Consider the following 19,732-nt stretch of genomic DNA (forward strand, 5'->3'; position numbering starts at 1 on the left):
TAAACGCCTTGATAATTTAAAATGAATAATCAATTCATTCCAAAGAATGCCCCGTTGTGGACGTTTCATCATGGTTGAAGTGAAGACGTTACTCACCCCACGGTGGGCGGAATAAGATATGCAAAAAGACAATTAAGTATAGAGTTCACTGACATCTTCCATTTCGCGTTGTTAGATTCCTGATATAAATCATGGTGACTAACTCAATTAAAGCCATCGAGAGTATCGATATGTGAAAGCTTTACTCTGTACTCTAACAAAGTCTTAACTTTAAATTTGGTCATGGCTGATCTTAAATGTAAACTCACAGTCTTTGGGTTAATGCCTGTAAATTGACTAATATCATATTGATTTAGTCCTTTACTCAATAGTGAAGACACACGCATTTCATTACAGGTCAAGGGGGCCAAACCCGTCTTTGTAAACAAAGATTTTTTTGCTCCTTCCGTGCCAAACACTAGCACACAAAAAATCTGAGCTAACTTCTCCAGTTTGACATCCATCGGAATACACGAAACGAGATCGTATCCTGTAATACCGGTGAGTATGTGTGTCATTGAGTCAGAACAAAATATTATTGCAGCGTGATTCTTTTTTTTCTTAAGAATTTGTTCAGGTATTTTCTCATATATAGCCTTAGAAGACAGAACTATGATGTCAACGACAAAATAGTCAGCGAGCTCTAATTCGAATGGAATGCAATTATTAACAGGCAATTTAACGGATGAACATATGTCCTTAAAGATTTCTTGTAATCCTATTTTAAAAAAACGATCTTCACAATGAATAGAAAATAAACAACTCCCAATTACAAACATAATCAGACCTAGTTATTGAATTTAATCTTGATATAAAATAAAATATCCGCAGCATGGCTAAAATGCATATCGTAATTAAAAAAAACACTTTAACCATCATGCATATAGAATATTTCCCATATCATTAATGAACGCCAAAAGGGAATGCTAAGTATTTCTATCTCAGAATTTTACATTACTGTTCCTGACAGGATAGTAGTGAGTGATGTTTATCATGACACTGTTTAACTAAACAGCAGTCTAACAACATCAAAGATAAAAACTTAATCCACTATTGATAACGATTTATAAATCTTTAAGATTACTGAGCCCTGCCTGCCTTACAGAACTCCGCACGTATTTATATTATTAACGCATTGTTAGTCATAAATTTAAAATCAATGTAATAATATTTCATTATCGTGTAAATTAATGTTTATGTTGGCGTTATGTATCTTGATGTGAGGAATAAGATATGTAAATTAATGAATTTTTGTACACTTAAAGTAGTTGGATGTAATTGGACATGGTTTTTTATATTCTCCGGGAAAAAGGCTGGTATTCATTCAGACTCAAAGAAACATTATATTCATGAAGTCAGAGCAAGCTGAGATATTCCATGATGTAGTAGTTATCACTGTGCAAGCTTCAATAAAATTAGCGTATTAATAACCAGACATCACTGCGTTTTCTGCCCGGCTGCGGCCACCGAAGCCTCAGGGTTTATATCCAAACCCCATCCGGGGCATGGATTTTGTTTTTATGCGTTGTTTGACAGGCGACGACTGCGCCTGTTGACAGTTATAAAACCTTACACCCGCGAATGCCTGGGAATATGTGTGGGAAAGGATCAGCATTGGGCAGCAGTGGACAGAAGTGGCTGGGATGCTGACAACCACGCGCTCAGGCTCTTTTTACCGTATTTGCAGAGAATCGATACATAATGTTGCTAGGTTATTGATAAGAATAAGTAATGCCTATCAATGATTTTGCAGTACCACTCTTTAAGTCTTTGGATGTATCACGGACGTAACTAAATCCTAAAGTAAGTGCCATCGGAAGGTTTTTGTCAGAACCCACAACACCGCCGCTGTTGCCAATAAAATACTTAGTCTGGCCGGGGATATCTTTTGCTGAGCCATCAGGACCGAAAGAAAGCTGGGTTCCGGAAGAATTCGTTAATGTGAAACCTATACCCGAAGCTGTTGAATCAGAGGTTAAGGAGGTGATAGTGCTTCGATTAGCAGGATTATTTAAATCTGAAACTGAGTAATACAGTGCGATGCTTGGATCGCAAACAAGCGAGAATGTTACCTGCTGAGTATTTATTAATTGTGATGCAGCCGAATTGAGTAAAGAAGACATGGCCACAGCCCCCATGTCAACAGAAGCTGTCACGACATTTGGGGTACAAGTTCTAATTGAAGCTCTTACATTTGCGCTACCTGTACTGATATGAATAATTTCCTGGAGGGTATTTGTTTCATCGTAACATTCGAAACGGAACATTTCTTGCCCCGGAATTAAGGTATAGCCATCATTAGGGCGGTCTGAACCTTTCCAAATATACGAACCATAAGTAGTAGGTATTCCATTATAAACGCGTGCACCATTATCATAATTACCACTCCAGACAGTAGTTCTGACTGTTTGTCCGTAAGTTATCATCGCTGCATTAGATGACACATTATAAAAGGGAATTAGTGCAAACCCCGGTGCGCCAGTATCAAACAAATACATAACACTAGAACCTGCACTTGAATAAGTCTGACCTAAATAGCTTGCAACTGGAACGTAATCAACCCTTCTAAGGCTATAATTAATTGTATTGTTCGAACATATTTTTACCTGCCTGCCTATCCCCGAACCAGCTAAGACAGTAGCAAATGCCATGCTATCCGCAGCATTATTAATAACAATGTCCCCAGAAGTATAATTCCTCGAGTAATAAGACTCAACTACAGCAAGACCTTCTTTAGGAAAACAAATTAAGGTTAATACTATAAAAAAAGGGAACAAGTAAGTGCTTTTGTTCATGATTCATCCTTATAATCAACTATTAAAATTATTCATATGTATTTTTTTAAGTATTGAGTCATCATCGTCGACTACAAAAACCCAAAAATTACATTTCTTCAATTTGCAAAATTTACTTACATTGACTTTCCCTTCAGGAATTAAAGTTATTCTGCTATCTAATTTCTCAGTGCTCGGATATTTTATATTGATAGTCAAAACGAAATTGGAATGATTTCTTAACCAAAAAACGTCATTACCTTCCTTTACCAAGGCAAGGAGCGCAGGATCAAATTTTGAGAGATTATCATGTCTGTAAATCAAATTAAAATGTGACCTCAGTGCCAATGATATTGTACTGAAATCCTTCATTTTCTTTGAGTTGGGTATAAATGCAATAGTCAGTGAATATAGTTGGTCGGCTTTAATATTTTCTATTTTATCTGGGATCAGCATCTGTATATTAGATGTGTTCTTAGCAAGTAAAAATAAAGGAGGGGTTACGACAAAGCGACCTTCATCGTTTCCAGAAATATTGGTTTTGACTAAATAATCATTTTCATTGTCATTGATGATTTTTATAGGCAAACTTTTGGTATTTTGAGTAATTATAAAACGGGTTCCGACGACAGAAACACCTGCCAGAGAGTCCGCACTCAATATAATCAGAGACAATATTAAGATAAAAACTATTCTAGTCATAGGAGATTTCAAATGATGTGACGCCCGTGACTTTTCCGGGAGACATTTCGCCAGATGTTTTAACATAGGCAGCGTAGAAACTTAGTTTATTAATATCCGATGAATGAGTTAAATTAAAGCTACTAAAATTATTCCTGATGTCCAGGTTAGTTATATTCATGTCATATAATCCAATGGCTACACCATTTGCTTCACCCTCTGCACCAGAATTAATCTGAAGCAAATTAGGCATTTTCTCATCGCTAGCTCCAGTAAATCTCACGTTGACTGTGTTAATTTCTAAAGGACAATTTTCAATTATTATATTAAATGGTGTGAGACCAAAAGGGACTCCTAAATTCTTACCATTTAAGAGTCCAGTCGTCATGTTAACAACGGAGTTATTGCTCCCGGAAGAAAGAGAGCAAGTTGATGAGCTCAACTTTGCACTGATATTTATAGTTATCTGCTCAGCACTACCTGGAAAACAGGTAAAAATAAAACCCAGACAAATTAAAAATTGTTTAATCATAATACATATCCAGGAAAAGTACTGATGACGCGTCACCAGCTGCAACAGGGACTGCGACCGCTCTGTATTGCAAGAAGAATTTTAAAGTATATTTTTCGGTCGTTACAGGTGAACCCAGGGCTAACTTGGTATTCAAAGGAATTCGGTTACCTTTGTCATCTAATATTTCAATAGCAAGCCCTTGCGCAAGAGGTTCCGACATATCTGGCTGGCCCTTAATCTTTAGCAACGTCGGATCCAGTTCATTGGCCTCACCTGTAAATTGGTAAGAAATGTTGCTCGAAGTACCCAGGCAGTCTAAACCAATGTCTATCTCTTCCTTATTACTCACATTCCCTGGCGCTTTGAAGGCAGATGTATTCAAGTCAGAAAAAACAACATTCTTGGTGAGGTCTTCACTATTTACATTACAATTTTGATCTCTCAAGGCGCCATTGATACTCACCATCACATCAGCAGCGTAACTGCGTAGGTGTATAGCGTTGATCAGAACAAACAAGAACATATACTGGAAAAATTTAAGTTTCAATGCACATTCTCCTCAATGACATTCGACCTGAGTTCTATTTATTGTTCTGGATTTAAAATTCTCGTCATAATGTATTACAAATTTACAAGTGTCCTCATCATCCCATTTTACTTTATAGGTGGCATTGTTACTGACTCCAGTCAGATATACTGTTCCATCATCATTGGCAATAGCGAATGAGTTATTTCCTTCTTCGCTCACGATTGTTCCAAATCGTATAGGTTTGTTTTTATATTTAACCGAAACTAAGAAGTTATAGCCTCTTTTAACATCAAAAACTACTTTCGAGACAGCGCCTCGCGTTGGCGCCACTTTGATAACTCTGCCTTCTACATCAAAGTCATCACCAAATGTTAAAGGATCCAATTCAACATCATTATAATGATATGGCGATGCATAGGGGATAAGAGCATACCCATGCTTATCTATAGTAATGTTTTCTCCTGCCCGGTTAATTCTTGCTCCGCTAGCACCAGCAGCTTCAACCAGGATCGCAGTGTCATTCGCTTGTTGAGAGAAAACAATACCATTTTCATGTGCTAAAATAGAACCGCTAACTCCGTAATCTGCTTGTTTTGTTACAGGGGAGAATGTTAAACCTGATTTAAATCTTGCATAATCAGACCTATAATTAGCGGAAAGATATGTTGTATTGTTATCATGTTCTCTGTTAATACTTTGATTTATATTATAATCCATTCTATTGTCTAACGCAGTACCATACAAGCTTGTATTATTATTGTATGTTCCATCCTGTTTGTTATAAGTATAGCTATTGGAAATATATGCAATGTTGTTCCGCCCGCGACCGGAAAGGGGTATGGTAAAAGATACAAAAAACAAATTATTTTTTGTTTTATTGTACTCATATTTATTAAAACTTAAGGACAGCATCATGTTATTGAGTTTGTTAAAGGTTTTATTCCAACCTGCTTGAATGTTTTTCGATGTACCGCCGTTCCAATAATCCGTAGTATTACCCCATAGAGATAACTGCCCAAAATTGTTTAGATTTTGGGATATATTCCACTGATATGAAGCTTTCCTTGCACCGGAATAATTATAGTTCACTGACTCTCCAGTAAGCGGGTCAATATACTGGTTGTTATTTTTTTGAACCGCTTCATTAAGTGAGTAATAATTAGATGTTGAATATCTATAGCCGGTTATCTGTATATTTGTTCCAATATCCTGGAAAGACTTTGAGTACAACACTCTATAGGATTGTCCAACTTCTTTGTCATGCGCATCCTCAGTGTAATACGAATTGATGGCATCAAATGATAGCGCACCAATCCCACCTAAATCTTTTGCTAAACCGAGTCCTAAGGATCGATAATTTCCTGATAACTGAGTACCACCATAAATTGTAGTTTCATGCGGCAAGCCAAATGAAGCAGAACCTTGAAAAAATGATGCTTTCCTGGCAGCCTGGAGATCAAGTTCGCCTGCTGTAGCAGAATAATTATATAGTCCCGTTTTTAACAAATTAGGCAATGTAGAGTAGGGAATTATAAAATTTTTAACAGTACCGTCTGCAGCAATGAGTTCTACCTGATAATCACCACTGCTACCTACCGGGTTCAAATCCTTAATATCGTAGGGGCCTGCATCAACATAAGTTTGGTATACAATTACACCATTTTGTCTAATTGTTAACTTAGAGCGGCTATCTGCTATACCTTTAATCGGAGGTGAATACCCTCTTTCACTTTCCGGACGCATTTCTTCAGATGTAGCCAGTGTAACACCAGTATAGGTAAGTGAATCAAATAAATTAGATCCTAATGAATTTTGACCTATGATTAGATTGCTTTTAAGCCCCTGAATAGCTCTGCTCGCAAAGACGTTATTTATCTTTTTTTCATTGTGATGACTTACACCGTAATGACTCTGATTCCAGTAGATATTACCATTAAAACGCCATGCTCCGTAGTTCAGCTTATTATTAAAGCTAAAATAAGACGATGAAAAATTGGAGTTATTTGTGTTTTTTGAGTTACTCCCGGTAAAGTCATAATTACTAATAAATACGGGAATACCATCATCCCAGTCTCTTACATCAGCCAGGCTAGAGCGTGTGGCATCAAGATATATTTGAGGTATAGATATTCTCAGAAGCAGCTTCGACATCTCGACCTGATACGATGAGCCACTAACATTTTTTTGTAAGTCTATGCATTTACTATTATCTCCAATAGCTCGCAATTTCTTTTTTAGACTATCGTTAAATGGCATAAGGTCAACTAACTCAGATGTGAAGCACGGTTCAACTTTTTTTTCCTTAGAATTCACTTCGACAAAACGAATTTTACTGTTCTTGATGAATTTGTCGCCTACATAAACATCAAAATAATAAACGCCAGGTGTAACGTTATTATTTTTAGATATAAATGATAAGTCATGCAGAGAAGCTACATCACTACCTAAGAACAATGGATTGAAATAATCCTCAGCATGTACCTGAGCTATGCGTACAAAAAGCAAAGCAAATGTAATAAATCTTAAGGAATACATTTCTAGATCCAATCGTTTATTTTTTAAAATTAAGACTATAACTTGCAAGTATTATTATTGACTTGCACTCCATAATCGTTGATGAAACTATATTTTATTTCTGATCCTGATGATTTTATAGCAATGCTTACATTGCCAAATGGGGCAATGGTTTCCGCCTTAGAAACTTCTTTGTTATTGATGCTAACATTGACCATATTTACGTAGTATGGTGATGTGTTTTTAATTTGTAATGTTTTACCGTTGAGCTGGCAAGCGAGCGTTTTTGCAGCATCGCTCGCTTCGCTATTCAAATCATTTGGCCTTATGAATAATTTTATTTTTGTTGTAATTGAAACCAATAGCGAGTTATTAAGCTCTTGTTCCTCTTTACTTAAAGATGGGATCACTTTAGCATTGAAATAAAAAAGTTCCTCTCTGTCATTGGGTAATTTATTTTTATCACCAGCATAAACAATACGTAATACGCTGTCAGTATTTGCATTTAACACAAATAGTGGTGGAGTTACGATAAAGTCATCGACTTTATTTCCCTGCTTATCGGTAACCCAGGATTGGACGAGGAAATTATTTTTCTTATCGTTATTAAATATTTTTATCGCAGTTTGACTTTTATCTGCCGGGTATATTAAACGAGTAGCCCCTAACGAGACCCCTTCGGCGAAAGCAGGAGGCATAATAAAAGTTAAAATGAGTAAAATTAATAAATTAAATTTCAAGGTTTTCCCCTGGGATTATTCAATTATTAGCTGGTCTCGAGTACCAGCTAATATTATTATTTAGTTATAGGTAAGCATGAAATTTGCTACGGACTGAACTTTGCCAGCACCGACTACGGCTGCAGTGGAAACATAGTCCGCTGCAAAATTAATAGTCGATGTAGCGCCTTCGTTCAATGCTACTGGTGCGGTTTGTCCAGTACCTAGAGCTAAGGCTTCATTATTTGGCCCATAAATCTGCAACCCGACATTTGTTGCAGCGCCAGCGCCTGCATTATTTGCCAGAAGGTTAGGTGAAGTCGCATCAGCTTGTCCTGTGAAACTTACGCTAACATTTTTATATGTCGTCGTGTCGCAATCCTGCAAGGAAATGGTGAATGGTTTACGTGCATTAGCTACCTGGTCTTTAGCAGTAAATACGCTTGATCTCACAGTATCCAGATTAACAATTTTATTTGTGTCGTCACTGGCAACAGAACATGCGCCTTTAGTAATTTCTCCATTAAAAGTTACCTGGCCGCCAGTTGTTGTAACCGGATCAACTTCACCCTCAGCATAAGCAGCTGATGCTGAAATTAAAAAACCGAAAGCAAAAGCAGGTAGTAACACATTCTTCATTTTCATAAAATCTTCCTTGCTGTAATTACCAATGTTAAGTGTTGAGAACGCTAACCCCGGCAGAAAAGTATTTCAGACATACCGGGAAGCGGAGCAAGTTTAAGGGTATCAATTCTCCAGAATCAAGCTGGTATTAATTCCCCTGTCATCCTTCACTGATGATATTTGTGGGTATAATCCTAAAAATATCATCTTTTGCAAATTAAGATTTTCCTCGATTTGGATTTTAAAAATATATTCAGATCAATAATTTTTCGTACAGTAAACATCCAGCGGTTAGGAGTAATCGCAATTTTCATGGTTTCTTAAGTTATATAATTATTTATAACAACCTGTCTCACCTCATAAAACGTCAGAAATTAATTGTCAAAAACATTTATAAATAACGTTTTGTCATCTTTTTTCCCCCTCAATACTGCCTTATCACCTTTATGAAGCTATGAGTTGGGTGACATCATCCACATGCTGACCGAAATCATGTCTATGGAACTGCTAAAGCCACCTTTTACAACTGATTGACTGTATCCAGAGGATGGAAATCGCTGATTTTATAAATGCTAAAGCCCGTGAGGATGAGAACTGTCATCTGAGGCAGTTTTCCCAAAGCGAAGACTGGTAGTTCAGGCACATAATCGGAGGTTTGGTAGGACTCAGGCTGCTGTCACATAAATGTAATATGTCCGAATGATAGTAAAATTTGAAACTTGCCGATTTTTCACGTCAAAAAATCATTCGCAACTTCAAAATAACCCACTCAGGGGAGAGGGATGTTATTTACGTTTCTGTGAACTATCCCGTTAACTAAGAAATCAGTCGCGGTTATATCTGTATTTACACAAAGCCAAGGGGGGGGGAAGTGGCAGACAGATGTAATCGCTATTCTGCTATCACAAGGTTTAGAGTGCCCGAAGCTGTAAACCACCATAGAGATAATAATCTAAATATAGAAATGCACAGACGGGCAGGGGACGTTGACAATTAATCAGACTGGATTTATTAACGCTAAATATAGATTAAACACTCGTTTCATGCCCATCAGTATCCTCCTCTTATTTTTTATAAGGTTTAGCAAACCAAACCAATAAAGTGAGTGTAAGAAAAACATAAGACGAAACAGAGAATATTTCATTCGCAGAAATCAGCAGTGATTGCTGAGTAATGGTCTGATTAATGTATTCCAGCCCCTGAGCAGTGCTTAATCCTGCCGTTTTTAAACTGCTGATATAATGCTCAAAAACAGGATTGGCAGAATTAATATTTTCTGTTAACTGGGCGTGATGCACCGATTCTCTCCGGCTCCATAACGTCATCGTCAAAGATGTCCCTACAGAACCTGACAGAGTGCGCAAGAAATTACTCAGGCTTGTAGCACTAGCCAATTTATCGTAAGAAAGTCCTGCTAAAGATATCGTTGTTAAAGGCAGAAAGAAGCACGCAACCGCGAACCCTTGTATCAACTGCGGCCAAATAATTGACGTAAAATCGATCGTCGGCGTGAAAGTAACAGAACGCCAATGATAGCATATGAAATAGACCGTAAAGCTGAATGTAACCAGCAGTCTCATGTCTATGTTCTTATTGTAGCGACCAATGAGTGGAGCGATGATCAGTGGCATTATGCCTATCGGTGCGTAAGCTAAACCAGCCCAAACTGAAGTATAGCCATATACACTCTGTAAAAGTTGAGGCATCAAAACAATAGCACCGGAATAGATAAGATAGGCACAAACAATACACAAAATGGCGATGCTAAAATTCAGGGATTTGAAAAGACTTAAGTCAACCAAGGGGTTTTTATCTTTTATTTCATGCAGCACGAATAAGGGCAAAGTCACAACGCAAATTATTGTGAGCGTCACAATCGTGGAGGAGCTAAACCAGTCAAGGTCTTTGCCTTTATCCAGCATTATTTGCAGAGACCCCACTCCCAATACCAGCAGGCTTAGTCCGATCAGATTGAGTTTCACTGGCTGAGTGGCAGTTTCCCGACCCTTCAGTAAGAAAGAACAAACTAAAACTACCGCGATACCCATAGGGACATTAATAAAAAAGATCCATCCCCAATGGTAATTATCGCAAATATAGCCCCCGAGAATAGGGCCAAAAATCGGGGCGATGATAACGGTCATAGACCAGATAGCTAAAGCGTAGGTGCGTTTCTCCGGGGGATAATTGCGCAAGAGCAGGCTTTGAGATAACGGAATGAGGGGGCCTGCGACTAATCCCTGAATGATACGAAAGAAAATCAGCATATCGAGACTGGAGGCCACTCCGCAACAAAACGATGTCATGAAAAAGAGTGTGACAGACATTAAAAAAAGACGTCGTTCTCCTAAACGCAACGAAAGTCGCCCCGTGACAGGAATCGAAATAGCATTCGCCACACCAAAAGATGTAATAACCCAGGTTCCTTCATCGGAAGAAGCGCCCAATGACCCGGAAATCGTTTGGATCGCCACATTCGTTATTGTTGAGTCGAGCATTTGCATAAAAGTCGCCATTGCCAGCGCAATAGTGACAAAAATTAGGGTGCTGCCTTTCAGCGGCGGGAGTACTGATGATGAACACGCCATTATTGTGCCCCGTTTCGCGCAATAATCCCGGTGATCACACTTTCAATTCCCCGTGTTTCGACCACAAGCGCCTTACTGCTTAAGGCGGGGGTTGAAATAACATGTTTTGAAAGTGTTTCATCACCCACCTCATTTTGACCGCTGGAATAGAGCTTCGCCGTCGTGGAGAGACCAATTCGCAAGGGATGTTCAAGCAGTTGCGCTGGATTGAGTGCGACCCGCACTGGTACGCGCTGAACGACTTTAATCCAGTTACCTGTGGCATTTTGCGCAGGCAGGAGGGAGAAACTACCTCCAGTTCCCATATTTATCCCGGTGACATGTCCTTCATATGGGACTTCATCTCCGTAAATATCACTGATAATGGTCACTTTCTGGCCTAAAGAAACGCCGCTAAGCTGGGTTTCTTTGAAGTTTGCATTAACCCACATTTGTTCAACAGGAATGACTGACATCAACGTTTGCCCGACAGAAACAGTCTGACCAACCTGCACATTTCTTTCTGCGATATACCCTGTCACCGGGCTGCGGATCACCGTACGTTGCAAAGTGATCCATGCCTCTCGAACGGCATCTGCGGCCTGCAGAACCTGCGGTTGTTCATTAATGGGCGTATCAAGCAACAATGCTTTGCTGGCTTTATATTGCTGAATGGCTGCATCTAATGCTGCTTTTTGGGAGGACACCTTATTTCGATAATGTTCAAGCGCCATTCTGGCAATCAATGCATCACGGCTCAGTCCGGTTTGACGCTCGTAATCAGTTACCGCCTGGCTGTACGCAATTTTTGCCTGCCTGACATCTGCTTCAAGCTGGTCATTCTGAAAGGCAAGCTGTTGCGTTTGCCGGACAACATACGCCAGGTTATGTTTAGATTTTTTATAAGCGAGTTGTGCATCGGTATCATCAAGAACCGCCAGCACATCACCTTCCTTTACAAATTCGGTGTCAGTATGGTTAACCGTAATGACACTTCCATTAATGAGCGCTGATACCGGATTTATGTTTCCTGCTACATAAGCATCATCCGTGGTTTGCACGTTTCCCAGTAAGAGATATCTATATGCTAAGGTCACGATGGAAATTGTTATAATCATAATAATAATGCTAGTGATGACTATTTTTTTATTCTTAAAATCTATTTTCACGGATATATCCACAATTATTTCTTGATGTCGACGCTGTCAGACATCAATGACAAAAAGGCAGAACTCAGTAAAGAGTTTAACTTCCTGATAACTTGGGTTTAAGCTGCACGTTCTGGAACTATTAGATAATAGAAAGGCATGGTATTTATAGAAGAATGATTCGTATTCTTTGTAGAATTTTTCTTACGTATGTAATCGATGGCCGAAATAATTAATCTAAAATTAACAATATTAAAACAATATATTGCTGAATGCGTATAGCTCTCATCTTTAACTATGTCCTCATTTATATTGCGTTTATATTCACTCCCGTAATAAATGTTAGAATGTATTTCATGTGGCAACCTCACTAATTAATATTTAACGACTCGCATATTTCAATTGTAAATGTCGTTATATGTATCTCTCATATTTTCTCGGACACAGGAAATTTGAAGGAATTGATGTTTAATTTTTGTTAAATCAAAGGATGATGATTTAATAATGAAGGCAATAATCGTAGACGACCACCCTATCGCACTCATCGCGATAAGAAATTTGCTTAATGCAAATGGAATAGACATTTTGGCAGAACTGGATGAAGGGGGAAACGTCGTCAATAAAGTCGAAACGCTAAAACCCGATCTTCTTATCATTGATGTCGACATCCCTGTACTAAGCGGTATCGAAGTGCTGGAACAATTACGTAAGCGTCGTTATTCAGGGGCTATTATCGTCATTTCGGCTAAAAATGAAGTCTTTTATGGACAGCGCAGTGCAGAATTAGGCGCAAATGGATTTGTCAGTAAAAAAGAAGGACTTAATAATATTATGTCTGCAATTGAAGCTGCCAATAATGGTTACAGTTATTTCCCTTTCACGCTGAGTCGTTTTTATGGCGAGACAACAAGTGAACAAGGCAAACTGGATTCACTTTCCATGCAGGAAGTAAAAGTTTTCAGATATATGATTAACGGTACTGATTATACCAGTATCGCCAGTAAAATGAACATTAGCAATAAAACAGTTTGTACCTATAAAAGACGTTTGTTAGAAAAGCTTAACTGTAATTCTTTGATGGATCTTTTTAGTTTTGCGCAAAGAAATAAGCTTGGATAAACTCATGAAGATTTTTGCGTTTATACTTTTAATTGTGCTATTCCCTGTAAATGCGGCCACGGTAAAGAATATTGAAATTAAAAATAGTTTTATTAATAATTTTGAGAGGGTCAAATTAAGTAAGGATGAAATACGCCTGATTGCCCGTAAACAGAGTCTGGTTATTGGTACATGGACGCCTGAGATTTCACCCGTTGTGTACGATAGCGTTGACCATTATTACAGAGGAATTAATGCTGATTATCTGGCGTTAATGCAAAAGAGCCTGGGTGTTAAGATCACTATTACACTGTATAGCAGCGAGGCCGAAGCACTTGAAGAACTCAGAAAAAACCACGTCGATATGCTCCTTACCCCATTGACGCGTAAAGCCTATGAAGAGGATGATTTACTGCATAGCTCGGCTTTAGTCAGAACCTATCCGACGCTCGTGACATCCTTAAAAAACGCGATGCAGCCTTTATCAACAGATAAAACGGTCACAATTGCATGCTCTGAATCATGCCCTCCTGCCGGGAGTATCAAAGCTGACTTCCCTAATGCAGTGATTAAATATTATGATACTGATTATCTCGCCATGTCATCAGTATCAGATAATGAAAATACTTACTTTATTGGTGATAACATCTCCACCGGTAATTATATTTCTAAGTTTTTTCCTCAGTCACTCTCAGTGATACGTTACTTTCTTCAGTCAGATCTGGATAATCACTTCATTTTTAATTCTGAACAAATCATACTCTGTGAAACTATCAATAACTTTATTCATGCAATATCAAATGAAACAAATATTCAGATTACTCAAAACTGGCTAGACAGAGGGAATCTCTCTTTTTTAAATAAGCCAATTTCATTAACTGGCCGAGAGAAGAAATGGCTTAAGAAACATAAAAAAATACGTGTGCTTGTCAACCCATACTATCCTCCTTTTACAATCACCAATCACGAGAATGAAATTCGCGGCATTATGGGTGATATCTTGAATCTTATCCAGATACAAACCGGTCTGGAATTTGAACCGGTATTTACTAATTCAAATGCTGAAATGATTAAGATAATGCTTAAAGGGGAGTGGGATCTGATCCCCGCCGCCACTTATAGCAGTGAAAGGGTAGATCATATTTCATTCAGTGATCCTTTTATGAAAGTCCCTTTTGTCCTGGTAACGAAACTAAAACGAGCAGTGGATACTTCGCTCAAAGATATTACTCAGGTCGCAATACCTTCTCACTTTACCATTGACCGTCAACTCAGGGATAAGTACCCACAGGTAAAATGGATCTTAGTAGAAAACACCAGCATTGCTATGAATATGGTGAATAAAGGTGAGGTTGATGCAGCAGTGACAACTCAATTATCAGCACGCTATATCATCGATCACTATTATCCTAATGCATTAAATTATATGCGCCTCTCCGATATGCCGCTTGCACCAATCAGTTTTGCCTTATCCAAAAGCGATCCTGAATTGAAATCCATTTTAAACAAAGCTCTTATGTCGATTCCACCGCGAGAGATACTTCAGTTGACTGAAAAATGGTCAAAGATGCCTAAAGTTCAGATTGAAACCTGGAACCTATACAGCAAGCAATTTTATCTCGTTATCGCGTTAGCCGGAACACTGATTATAAGTAGCCTGATTTGGGGAATTTATCTGTTAAGTGAAGTACGTAAACGTAAAGAGTCCGAGCGTCAGTTGGAAATTCAGCTTCAGCTGAAAGAATCTCTTTCCAGCGCACTTGAAGAGGAAAAAAATAAAGCGATTCTTGCAACGGAAGCAAAAAGTCAGTTTCTCGCCACGATGACACATGAATTGCGCACTCCTGTCAGCTCCATTGTGGGTTTCTTAGAGTTACTGGACGGTCATAAACTCGATGATCAACAACATCGGGAAGCTATTTCACAGGTATATTCCACAGCGCAATCATTGTTAGGGTTGATCGGCGAAATACTTGATGTTGATAAAGTGGCGTCAGGTAAATATCAGATTCACTACCAAAGAACCGATGTTAATAAACTGATTCTTGAAATATGCCGCTCTTTTGAGGGGATTACACAGAAAAAAAATCTTTCATTAAATGTTAATATTACTCTTCCCAATGATATACAGATACTCGTTGACCCTCAGGCACTCAGGCAGATTGTGAATAATCTCATCAGTAATGCTTTGAAGTTTACTGATAAGGGTGGGGTTCAGGTGTGTGTGCATCAGCATAGGTTTAGCGACTATCAAACCGGAATTCAGATCCTTGTCAGTGATACCGGATGCGGTATTTCCCAGGACGAACAGGCGACACTTTTTACGCGTTACTCCCAGGCCAGGTCCGGACGTTTGCAAACCGGGTCTGGCTTAGGGCTGGCGATATGCAAAGAGCTCGTTTCGCTGATGCATGGCACACTCATGATGGATAGCCAGCCCGGCAGCGGAACGACTCTTACCCTCAACTTACCTGTGGAAATATGTGCGCCACAGCCAGACATTTCCGCAGTACCTCAAAGTGAGCCTTTAGCTCTCGCCCCTCTCTCTATTCTGATAGCAGATGACCATCCAGCTAACCGCCTGCTGCTCAGGAGGCAATTACAAAATATCGGTTATGAGGTGCATGAAGCCAGTGACGGGGATGTGGCAGAGAAAATGCTAGGGAGAATGCATTTCGATTTGTTGATTACTGACATTAATATGCCGGGCAAAGATGGAATTACACTTTCTAAAGACATACGAAAAAGCCATCCCACTTTACAAATTTGGGGACTGACGGCAAATGCTCAGGAGCACATGCGAGAGAAATGTTTGCAAAGCGGCATGAATCTCTGTCTTTTTAAACCCGTTTCCCTGGGAACTCTGACCAATGAACTCAATAAGCTTGCGCGGGGGCGTCCGGTTACACCTGCGATTTCTCATCTCAATGTGGATGTACTTAATCGCAACACTGGCGGACAAAAGGATCTGCTCAATGAGCTGATTCAGGTTTTCTATCGTGAAGCTAAGAAGGATCTGGCTGAAGCTGAGAAGGCAATCACAGTGGGCTCTTTCAGCAAGTTCAGGCAGGCCATGCATCGCCTTCATGGTGCTTCTCAGCTTCTCGAAATAGCAGAACTTAAAACAATTCTTGTCCCTGTTGAAGCCATGGATGAGATTGAGTTGACGAATGAATATTGTCTGTCAGTGCTGAAATCAGTCAGAAGCATTTTGCAGGACGTCAGTGAAGAGATCACCATTATTTGTCCGGCAGACATTCAAGAACTGCCAGACAGATAATAATAGTGATATTTCAAATCATTTGGTTAAATCTATAAGCTGGCTTTCCACCACAATTCCATCTTCTGCGCTTTTCAACATCAGATTGGCTTCGTAGTATTTGCCAGTGTTGAGCAGATGGGTGGTCTCGGCAACGGCATGGCGTGTTTGCTGTAATGGCATCAGATACTGATTTTGCACCACGCTCATGCCAGCTAAACGCAGCGTGTCGACGGCTCCTTTTGGATCGCCCTCAGAGATTTTCTCGTTTGCCTTTTTAATGGCGGCCTCTTTTTCCGGTGAGGCAACGAAGTTCTCTGAAATCGAAAAATTAGAATTAATGATAATATACTGATCGTTAATCATCTTCGCATTATGATCCATCTTGGTGAACTTGCTCCAGTCTGTGCTGGTATCAGAGAGCAAGGTCGTCGCGTTAGCGATAAAGTTTTCGGCTGTTCCAGTATGCCCCTGAAATATGGCGACTCTGGCCAATTGTATATCGCGCATCGCATCAAATCCCTGTCCGGCCATGTGCAATACCTCTCCGGCTTCGCGTTGAACCTTTTTAACTGAAGTGGTTTCCGTTTTAGCATCGGCAGTATTTTCTGACGCCCAAACTGGAGTCGCGGTCATCACGGTAGCTATCATGCTGGCTAATAATAAGTTTTTCATAATAATATCCTTTCAATAAGTTGTTTCTGGAAAACATTTATAGAATAGGGTTTACATTGCATGATGGTAATAGGACCGCCACCTTTATTGTGAGAGATATGACTTACACTTGTCATCCCTGTTTAGTATGGATTACAGATGTGAGATTGAGATGATAATGACGGGATGTTTATCCTATGTATTTTGATGAAAACAAAGAATAGATTGTCACAACAAATTCTTTATTGAAAAAATTATTATATCTTTATCTTTATCAGGCAGAGAAAATTGAATAATACCAATGAAAAAATAGCTCATCTTTCCTGGTGCGCGCTGATAGCTCTTTACATCAACAATCACAGACATCCATCACAGGATGCCGCACAAGAAGACCTTTTTTTACGTCGCTGGCTAACAAATGCCCAACACCAAAAAAGGTTTCCCAAAGAAGTGGCGGGATCACTCAATGACATTATCTGCTATAGCAGGCAGTTAAGTCGGAAGGTGAGAATAAAAGAATATTTGCTGGATATATGGAACAGTTATTCAAGGTCAGAAGAGGACCCGCTGTCGTTATGAAACTGTCGTTATGAAGCTGCCCTCAGCATCAATATATTATTTTACGGTATCCACCCGACAAGAGGCATCATGCGTGTTGGAAAAATTTTACTTTTAACTCTCACTTCTTTCATGTTGCCGCAGTCCCTGGGCTCAACTATAGCTACGGGAAATACGGTTCCGCCAAAGATGGTTACATATGAAGAGTTTATTTTCCTGGAGTCAGATGATGTGTTTCCAATGACAATTTTGGAAACTGAAAATGACAAGGTTGTCCAAAGTTATAAATTAATTAGTTCCCATAAAGTGAGGCGTTTTTTATTGCGTCTATTATCGGGAAAATAACGTATTGATTATAATTTATTTATTGCAGAATTTGAATTGTAAACAGGTAACAGAAGTCACTGACTGTGGCGCGGTTTTATTTATCGTCTGTCAGGTCATAGTCTCCATGACATAAACGCTATCGAATTCCCCCGGCACCGTTCAATCTTTGATTTGGTCATTTATTGGCGTTGCTTATATTTTTAAATAAAAAACTTTTAATGGTTTATAAAGTGAGCGAGCATATGAAAGTTACACAATCGAATAAAGATGACGTTTATGCGTCAGCAGAGTTAGCATCATCATTACCCACTTCAGTTTTTCCAATAGCAGAGTGTGAGCCTCGCAATATATTTAATGCGATTCGTGATGAATTATTACTTGATGGTAATTCACGTCAGAACCTTGCGACTTTTTGTCAGACCTGGGTTGATGATGAAATCCGGGAACTTATGGATTTGTCCATCGATAAAAATATGATCGATAAAGATGAATATCCGCAAACTGCTGAAATTGAAGCTCGTTGCGTGCGAATGCTGGCGGACCTGTGGAATTCCCCCATGCCGACAACCACCCTGGGTTGTTCCACCATTGGTTCTTCAGAAGCGGCAATGCTTGGCGGGTTGGCATTGAAGTGGCAGTGGCGCAAGAAGCGCGCTCTGCAGGGGCTTCCTTCTGACAAACCAAATCTGATATGTGGCCCGGTTCAAATCTGCTGGCATAAATTTGCCCGCTATTTCGACGTTGAACTGCGTGAGATTCCATTGGAAGGCGATCGTCTTATCATGTCGCCGGAAGAGGTACTTAAGCGTGTGGATGAAAATACTATCGGTGTGATCCCTACGCTTGGCGTGACATTTACCTGCCAGTACGAGCCGGTGAAAGCAGTAAGCGATGCTCTTGATAAACTTCAGCTGCAGACCGGGCAGGACATCCCCATGCATATTGACGGCGCCAGCGGCGGTTTTCTGGCGCCATTCTGTGCCCCGGAACTGGAGTGGGATTTCCGTTTACCACGAGTTAAATCCATCAACGCATCAGGACATAAATTTGGTCTGGCTCCGCTTGGCGCTGGCTGGGTGATATGGCGCGAGTCGTCAGATCTGCCTGAAGAGCTAATTTTCAACGTTAATTATCTGGGCGGAAACATGCCGACCTTTGCGCTTAACTTTTCACGCCCTGGCGGTCAGATCGTTGCGCAGTACTACAACTTCTTGCGTCTGGGACGAGAAGGGTACGCAAAAATCCATAATGCCTGTTACGCCACAGCCCAGCATCTGGCGGCAGAAATCGGCAAGCTTGGGCCGTTTGAGATCATTTTCGATGGCGACAGCCAAAAAGGTATCCCTGCACTGGCCTGGACGCTGAAAGAGGGTGCTTACCTTGGCGGTTACACGCTCTACGATCTGGCTGAGAAGCTGCGCGTGCGTGGCTGGCAGGTGCCGGCTTACTCCATGCCGTCCCACCGAGAAGATTTGGTGGTTCAGCGCATTCTGGTCCGTCACGGTGTGAGCTACGACCTGGGCTGCCTGCTCATTGAAGATATGAAACGTGCGCTGAATGACTTCATGAGTCACCCGCTCAGCCAGCCTTCCAGCGCATCACGCACGGGCGGCTTTAATCACGCATAAACGCGTGACTTCTCTTGTTCCGGGGTGACCCGACAGCCCCCCCCTAAATTTCAGATTAAAACTTACTGAGAAGACTCTGCGCTTCCTTCAGGAGATCAG

Annotated in this window: 15 protein-coding genes; 4 read left to right on the plus strand and 11 right to left on the minus strand. The window is 40.0% G+C overall.

Annotation, left to right across the window (positions count from 1 at the left end; translation table 11 throughout):
* Positions 1–203: 203 nt before the first annotated feature.
* The 10 genes from CKQ54_RS06165 to CKQ54_RS06205 all read right to left on the minus strand — a co-directional run bounded on the left by CKQ54_RS06165 (position 204) and on the right by CKQ54_RS06205 (position 12,130).
* A complete protein-coding gene (locus tag CKQ54_RS06165) occupies positions 204–818 on the minus strand; it encodes a helix-turn-helix domain-containing protein (RefSeq protein ID WP_120162105.1) in 615 nt (204 codons plus the stop codon).
* Positions 819–1,751: 933 nt separating this feature from the next.
* A complete protein-coding gene (locus CKQ54_RS25430; protein WP_147243259.1) occupies positions 1,752–2,834 on the minus strand; it encodes a fimbrial protein in 1,083 nt (360 codons plus the stop codon).
* Between the two features lie 15 nt (positions 2,835–2,849).
* Positions 2,850–3,515, minus strand: coding sequence for a fimbrial biogenesis chaperone (locus CKQ54_RS06170; protein WP_167459621.1), 666 nt, complete (start codon positions 3,513–3,515; stop codon positions 2,850–2,852).
* Entirely contained in the window at positions 3,508–4,026 is a 519-nt protein-coding gene (locus CKQ54_RS06175; protein WP_120349663.1) for a fimbrial protein, read from the minus strand. The genes CKQ54_RS06170 and CKQ54_RS06175 overlap by 8 nt, the downstream gene beginning before the upstream one ends.
* Positions 4,019–4,555 carry a fimbrial protein gene (locus tag CKQ54_RS06180; RefSeq protein WP_120349664.1) on the minus strand — a complete coding sequence of 179 codons (537 nt, stop codon included), beginning with the start codon at positions 4,553–4,555 and terminating at the stop codon, positions 4,019–4,021. The genes CKQ54_RS06175 and CKQ54_RS06180 overlap by 8 nt, the downstream gene beginning before the upstream one ends.
* 12 nt (positions 4,556–4,567) lie before the next feature.
* Entirely contained in the window at positions 4,568–7,072 is a 2,505-nt protein-coding gene (locus CKQ54_RS06185; protein ID WP_120349700.1) for a fimbria/pilus outer membrane usher protein, read from the minus strand.
* A 35-nt stretch (positions 7,073–7,107) separates the two neighbouring features.
* The gene (locus CKQ54_RS06190; RefSeq protein WP_244220175.1) at positions 7,108–7,791 is read right to left on the minus strand and encodes a fimbrial biogenesis chaperone; all 684 of its coding nucleotides are present in this window, start codon (positions 7,789–7,791) and stop codon (positions 7,108–7,110) included.
* Positions 7,792–7,851: 60 nt separating this feature from the next.
* A complete protein-coding gene (locus CKQ54_RS06195; RefSeq protein WP_113876269.1) occupies positions 7,852–8,415 on the minus strand; it encodes a fimbrial protein in 564 nt (187 codons plus the stop codon).
* Positions 8,416–9,458: 1,043 nt separating this feature from the next.
* The gene (locus CKQ54_RS06200) at positions 9,459–10,982 is read right to left on the minus strand and encodes a DHA2 family efflux MFS transporter permease subunit (protein ID WP_120349665.1); all 1,524 of its coding nucleotides are present in this window, start codon (positions 10,980–10,982) and stop codon (positions 9,459–9,461) included.
* A complete protein-coding gene (locus CKQ54_RS06205) occupies positions 10,982–12,130 on the minus strand; it encodes an HlyD/EmrA/EmrK family protein (RefSeq protein ID WP_244220176.1) in 1,149 nt (382 codons plus the stop codon). Before CKQ54_RS06205 ends, CKQ54_RS06200 begins: the two co-directional genes overlap by 1 nt.
* A gap of 483 nt (positions 12,131–12,613) precedes the next feature.
* Here CKQ54_RS06205 and evgA point away from each other — a divergent pair, with 483 nt between their 5' ends.
* Positions 12,614–13,228, plus strand: coding sequence for an acid-sensing system DNA-binding response regulator EvgA (gene evgA / locus CKQ54_RS06210; RefSeq protein ID WP_112289462.1), 615 nt, complete (start codon positions 12,614–12,616; stop codon positions 13,226–13,228).
* Positions 13,221–16,487, plus strand: a complete 3,267-nt coding sequence (locus CKQ54_RS06215; protein ID WP_120349666.1) for a response regulator — start codon at positions 13,221–13,223, stop codon at positions 16,485–16,487. The genes evgA and CKQ54_RS06215 overlap by 8 nt, the downstream gene beginning before the upstream one ends.
* Before the next feature lie 18 nt (positions 16,488–16,505).
* On the opposite strand, the gene CKQ54_RS06220 is transcribed toward CKQ54_RS06215, so the two are convergent.
* The gene (locus CKQ54_RS06220; protein WP_120349667.1) at positions 16,506–17,141 is read right to left on the minus strand and encodes a YfdX family protein; all 636 of its coding nucleotides are present in this window, start codon (positions 17,139–17,141) and stop codon (positions 16,506–16,508) included.
* 267 nt (positions 17,142–17,408) lie between these two features.
* Between CKQ54_RS06220 and CKQ54_RS06225 the strand changes: the two genes are divergently transcribed.
* Together CKQ54_RS06225 and gad are read left to right on the plus strand one after the other, a co-directional pair.
* A complete protein-coding gene (locus CKQ54_RS06225) occupies positions 17,409–17,699 on the plus strand; it encodes a DUF2913 family protein (RefSeq protein WP_113876274.1) in 291 nt (96 codons plus the stop codon).
* Between the two features lie 548 nt (positions 17,700–18,247).
* Entirely contained in the window at positions 18,248–19,633 is a 1,386-nt protein-coding gene (gene gad, locus CKQ54_RS06230; protein WP_112289466.1) for a glutamate decarboxylase, read from the plus strand.
* Positions 19,634–19,732: the final 99 nt, after the last annotated feature.

This window comes from Rahnella variigena (assembly GCF_003610915.1).
GTDB classification, from domain to species: Bacteria; Pseudomonadota; Gammaproteobacteria; order Enterobacterales; family Enterobacteriaceae; genus Rahnella; species Rahnella variigena.